This window comes from Streptomyces sp. NPDC127117 (genome assembly GCF_042677325.1).
GTDB lineage: Bacteria > Actinomycetota > Actinomycetes > Streptomycetales > Streptomycetaceae > Streptomyces.
Genome location: NZ_JBHXTM010000063.1, coordinates 34,845 through 40,224, shown reverse-complemented (window position 1 = coordinate 40,224; position 5,380 = coordinate 34,845). Strand labels below are relative to the sequence as shown.

Here is a 5,380-nt window from a genome sequence, read left to right as displayed (position 1 = left end):
CCGTGACACACATCCGGTGTCACGGCCCGCGGCTCTGTCGTACTCAGGTGTTGTTACGCGGTCAGGCAGACTTCCTGCTGTCCCGCGGGTGTACGGCGATGTTCATGGCTCCGGAGCGCAGAACCGCCAGCCTCTCGGCGAGCACTTCCTCCAGCTCCTCGCGTGTGCGCCGCTCCATGAGCATGTCCCAGTGCGTACGCGCAGGCTTGCCCTTCTTCTCCTCGGGGCCATCCCCGTCCACCAGGAGTGCCATGGCGCCGCACGCCTTGCACTCCCACTCCGGCGGAATTTCCGCCTCTACCGAGAACGGCATCTCAAATCGATGTCCGTTCTGGCATGCGTACTCCACCGCCTGGCGCGGGGCCAGATCGATGCCGCGGTCCGTCTCGTAGCTGGTAACCACGAGTCGCGTGCCGCGGAGAGCTCGCTCACTCATGAATCGTGCCTCCCGGGCTTGTCGCCCACAGGACAGGTGTCGCTGTCGTCGTCATCCGGTCAACGTCCGGTCGGCGGTAAAGATTCCCGTTGCCGGTCATGCGTCGCCCGTCGTGCCGCTGCTTTTTCAGGTTTCCCAGGGTTTCAAGTACCCAGCGATGCCCGGTTTGTCACATCTGGCGGAAGTTGTCACCCAACAGTTCGGCTTCTTCCGCTCGCAGTAACGGTCCTCCGGGCAGGCCAAAGGCGTACACTACCGGCCTTTCACTTCAACGTCTAAATCCGTTCCGGAACGGGATTGCCCGCGGCCGCCACGGCCCGCCGGACCGGCACCCTCGCGAGCAGTACGGAACCGACCACGAAGAAGATCACCAACGAGATGATCGCATCCCGGTAGCTGCCGGTCAGCTGGTACGCGAGCCCGAACACCAGTGGCCCCAGCCAGCTCAGTCCGCGGTCGCTCATCTCGTACGCGGAGAAGTACTCGGCCTCCTTGCCGCGCGGCACCAGATGGGAGAAGAGCGAGCGCGACAGCGCCTGGCTGCCGCCCAGCACCAGGCCGATCGCCGAAGCCAGTACGTAGAAGAAGACCGGCGACCCGGACGGGAGGAAATAGCCGGCGACGAGGATCAGCGTCCAGACGACGAGCGAACCGAGGATCGTGCGCTTCGCGCCGTGCACCCGGGCCAGCCGGCCCATCCCCAGGGCTCCGGCCACCGCGAGCACCTGCACCAGCAGCACCGCCGTGATCAGGGTCGTCTGGTCGAGGTCCAGTTCCTCCGAGCCGTACACCGAGGCCTGGGAGATCACCGTCTGCACGCCGTCGTTGTAGATCAGGTACGCCAGCAGGAAGGAGAGCGTCAGCGGATGGCGGCGCATGTCGCGCAGGGTGGCCATCAGCTGCCGCCACCCGGACCCGACGGCCCCCTCGCCGTCCGGCGCCACGTTGCGGTCGCGCAGTCTGCGCAGCGGCACGATCGTGAAGGCGCCCCACCACAGGCCCGCCGACGCGAGACAGATCCGTACCGAGTCGGACTCGGACAGGCCGAAGGAGTCGTGGCCCGTGTACAGGACCAGGTTCAGGATCAGCACGAAGGCGCCCGAGGTGTATCCGAAGGCCCAGCCGCGCGAGGAGACCGAGTCCCGCTCCTCCGGTCCGGCGATCTGCGGCAGGTACGCGTTGTAGAGCACCATCGACACCGAGATCGCGGCGTTCGCCACGATCAGCAGGAACGCGCCCAGCAGATAGCGGTGCCCCTCCAGGAAGAACATCCCGGTGGTCGCGGCGGCCCCCGTGTAGGCGGCGGCCGCGAGCAGCGGCTTCTTGCGCCCCGTACGGTCCGCGGCGGCGCCCACGACCGGCATCAGGATCACCGCGACCACCACCGACACCGAGACGGCGTAGGCGAACAGCGACCCGGCGCGGACCGGTATGCCGAGCGGGTGCACGAAGCCGTCGGCGTCGGCGGCCGCCTTGGCCGTCGAGGTGAGATACGGACCGATGAAGACCGTCAGGACGCTCGTCGAATAGACGGAGCAGGCGAAGTCGTAGAAATACCAGCCGCGTTGTTCGCGTTTGCGGCTCGCGGCCTCGGCGGCATCCGCTGTCGGTTCCGTCGGCCCAGCGGTCTCCGCGGTCTCGGCGCTCAACCCGCACCCCCTCGTCTCTCCCCGTGAAGACGTCGCACGGCCGGCATCAGGCCCAGGCCCCCCGCTCGCTCAGCACCGTGCGCAGCGTCTCGATGTGATCGGTCATGATGCCATCCACGCCGAGGTCGAGGAGCGCTGCCATCCGCTCGGGTTCGTTCACCGTCCAGACGTGCACCTGGAGCCCCCGCGAGTGCGCCTCGCGCACGAAGCGCCGGTCGACCACCCGGACGCCGTTCTGGCTCTCCGGCACCTGCGCGCAGACCGCGCCGGCCCGCAGCGCGGCCGGTATTCCGTACGAGCGCAGCCGCAGGCCCAGCACGCCCCGGACGCCGTAGGAGGTGGCGAGCCGGGGGCCCGCCAGCCGGTGCGCTCCGGCGACCCGGGCCTCCGAGAAGGAGCCCACGCACACCCGGTCCCAGGCATTCGTCCGGCGGATCAGCTCGACCAGCGGAACCAGGGCGGAGGCGGCCTTGATGTCCACGTTCCAGCGGGCGCCGGGGAACGTCTCCAGCAGCTCCTCGAAGAGCGGCAGCGGTTCCCGGCCCGCCACCCTGGCCCGCCGCACTTCGCTCCACGGCAGCTCGGCTATCCGGCCGCGGGCGTCCGTCACCCGGTCCAGGGTGGCGTCGTGGAACGCCACCAGACGGCCGTCCGATGTGGTGTGCACATCGGTCTCGAAGTAGCGGTACCCGGCGTCGGCGGCCCGGCGGAACGCGGCCGTGGTGTTCTCGATCCCGTCCGCCGCACCGCCGCGATGGGCGAAGGGGATCGTCGCGGGATGGTCCAGATAGGGGTGGCGTACTGAGGTCACTGCGGAAGTATGGCCTGCTCCGGTGTCCGGGCGGTGACGGCGGTGTCGCCGTTGTCCGGCGCGGGCGCGACGGCGGCGCTCTCCCCGGCGGCGTCCTCGGCACCGGCGCCGGTCTCCACGGCCGGCTTCTCGCCGACCGTGAAGAAGCGCAGGAAGAACTGGGCGAGCGGGCCGATGGCCAGGGCGTACACGACGGTGCCCGCGCCGAGGGAGCCGCCGAGCACGAAGCCGCTCGCCACGACCGCCACCTCGATCAGCGTCCGCACCAGCCGGATGGAGCGGCCGGTACGCCGATGCAGCCCGGTCATGAGCCCGTCACGCGGACCGGGGCCGAACCGTGCCGCGATGTACAGCCCGGTGGCGACGCCGTTGACCACGACCCCTGCGACCATCACGGCGATCCGGGCGGTGAGGCCGTGCACGTCGGGCACGAGCGCGAGCGTGCCGTCCATGGCTATGCCTATGGCGAAGACGTTGGAGACCGTGCCCAGGCCCGGACGCTGCCTGATCGGAATCCACAGCAGCAGCACAGCGGCGCCGACGATGATCGAGACGACCCCGATGGACAGACCGGTGCGCTCGGCGAGCCCCTGATGCAGCACGCCCCAGGGTTCGAGCCCCAGACCGGCACGGACCAGCAGCGCGGAACTCGCTCCGTAGAGCGCGAGACCGACGTACAGCTGGATCAGCCGTCGGGTGAGGTGCGCGCCGCGAGGGACGGCTGTGATGGACAAGGGGTGCCCCCTGGTGTGGTGGTAGTGGACTGCCGCATGTCACTCTGTGGCAGGGGATTGGCTGCCAACTATGGCCAATCGGAGGAAGGTGGACTGATTTCCATGGCTCAGTGGACTTCGGCAGTGGGTGCGGCCCAGCTCGCCCGGCAGCTCCGGGCCCAACAGCCCCGGCCCGCCGGACCGGGTGCTCGCCGGCCGCCCGCCTATCGTGCGCTGGCCGACGGGATCCGTCTGCTCGTCCTCGAAGGGCGGGTGCCCGTCGCCGCCAGGCTCCCCGCCGAACGCGAACTGGCGCTCGCCCTCTCCGTCAGCCGCACCACCGTCGCCGCCGCGTACGAGGCGCTGCGGACCGAGGGATTCCTGGAGTCCCGCCGGGGAGCCGGCAGCTGGACCGCCGTGCCCGCCGGGAATCCGCTGCCCGCACGCGGTCTGGAGCCGCTGCCCCCGGAGTCGCTCGGCTCGATGATCGACCTGGGCTGCGCCTCGCTGCCCGCTCCCGAACCGTGGCTGACCCGGGCGGCCCAGGGCGCCATCGAGGAACTCGCGCCGTACGCCCACACGCACGGCGACTACCCGGCCGGGCTGCCCGCGCTGCGGCAGATGATCGCCGACCGCTACACCGGACGCGGCATCCCGACCATGCCCGAGCAGATCATGGTCACCACCGGAGCGATGGGGGCGATCGACGCGATCTGCCACCTCTTCGCGGGCCGGGGTGAACGGATCGCGGTGGAGTCCCCGAGCTACGCCAACATCCTGCAGCTGATGCGGGAGGCGGGTGCCCGGCTGGTGCCGGTGGCGATGGGGGAGGGACTCGGCGGCTGGGACATGAACCGGTGGCGCCAGGTGCTGCGGGACGCGGCACCGCGGCTCGCCTATGTCGTCGCCGACTTCCACAACCCCACCGGTGCGCTGGCCGACGAGGACCAGCGGCGCGAGCTGGTGGACGCGGCCCGCTCCGCCGGTACGGTCCTGGTCGTCGACGAGACCATGAACGAACTCTGCCTCGACCCCGACGTACGGATGCCCCGCCGGGTCTGCGCCTTCGATCCGGCGGGCTCCACCGTGATCACGGTCGGATCGGCGAGCAAGGCATTCTGGGCGGGCATGCGGATCGGCTGGGTGCGCGCCGCCCCGGACGTGATCCGCAGCCTGGTGGCCGCCCGCGCCTACGCCGACATGGGCACGCCGGTCCTCGAACAGCTCGCCGTGAACTGGCTGATGCGCACCGGCGGCTGGGAGGAGGCCGTGCAGGTCCGGCGCGACCAGGCCCGGGAGAACCGGGACGCGCTCGTCGCCGCGGTCCGCCGGGAGCTGCCCGACTGGGAGTTCTCGGTCCCGCGCGGCGGCCTGACGCTCTGGGTGCGGACCGGCGGCCTCTCCGGCTCCCGGCTGGCGGTGGCCGGGGAACGGGTCGGGGTGCGCGTTCCGTCCGGTCCCCGGTTCGGGGTCGACGGCGCCTTCGAGGGGTACGTACGGCTGCCGTTCACGGTCGCGGGCCCGGTCGCGGACGAGGCGGCGGTACGGCTCGCGGCAGCGGCGCAGCTGGTCGGCTCGGGGGCGGGCGCGGGGATCGAGGCGCCGCGTACGTTCGTCGCCTGATCCGGCGTCCGGCGTACCGAAGGGGTGTGGGGGGGGGGGGCCGGGGCCCCCCCCCCCCAAGGCGGGCGGCGGTAAGACGCCCCCCCCCCCCCCCCCGACCGCCCCCGCCCCGGGCGCCGGGGGGGGCGCGGCCCCCGGGGGGCCCCCC

General features: G+C 71.4%; 5 protein-coding genes. 1 reads left to right on the top strand and 4 read right to left on the bottom strand.

Annotated features, from left to right (window positions below):
- Positions 1–61: 61 nt before the first annotated feature.
- From ACFVH0_RS34980 to ACFVH0_RS34965, 4 genes are all read right to left on the bottom strand, one after another.
- Positions 62–436, bottom strand: a complete 375-nt coding sequence (locus ACFVH0_RS34980; RefSeq protein ID WP_007262928.1) for an RNA polymerase-binding protein RbpA — start codon at positions 434–436, stop codon at positions 62–64.
- Positions 437–711: 275 nt separating this feature from the next.
- The gene (locus ACFVH0_RS34975) at positions 712–2,085 is read right to left on the bottom strand and encodes an MFS transporter (protein ID WP_385826909.1); all 1,374 of its coding nucleotides are present in this window, start codon (positions 2,083–2,085) and stop codon (positions 712–714) included.
- Between the two features lie 46 nt (positions 2,086–2,131).
- The gene (locus tag ACFVH0_RS34970) at positions 2,132–2,896 is read right to left on the bottom strand and encodes a glycerophosphodiester phosphodiesterase (RefSeq protein ID WP_385826907.1); all 765 of its coding nucleotides are present in this window, start codon (positions 2,894–2,896) and stop codon (positions 2,132–2,134) included.
- On the bottom strand, positions 2,893–3,630 hold the full coding sequence (locus tag ACFVH0_RS34965; protein ID WP_385826905.1) for a YitT family protein: 738 nt from the start codon (positions 3,628–3,630) through the stop codon (positions 2,893–2,895). Before ACFVH0_RS34965 ends, ACFVH0_RS34970 begins: the two co-directional genes overlap by 4 nt.
- Before the next feature lie 102 nt (positions 3,631–3,732).
- Here ACFVH0_RS34965 and ACFVH0_RS34960 point away from each other — a divergent pair, with 102 nt between their 5' ends.
- Complete coding sequence (locus ACFVH0_RS34960; protein ID WP_385826903.1) at positions 3,733–5,232, top strand: PLP-dependent aminotransferase family protein; 1,500 nt, start codon at positions 3,733–3,735, stop codon at positions 5,230–5,232.
- The last annotated feature ends 148 nt before the right edge of the window (positions 5,233–5,380 follow it).

Coding starts and splice junctions, on each gene's coding strand:
- ACFVH0_RS34980 (WP_007262928.1), bottom strand. CDS start 436: ATGAGTGAGCGAGCTCTCCGCGGCACGCGACTCGTGGTTACCAGCTAC.
- ACFVH0_RS34960 (WP_385826903.1), top strand. CDS start 3,733: ATGGCTCAGTGGACTTCGGCAGTGGGTGCGGCCCAGCTCGCCCGGCAG.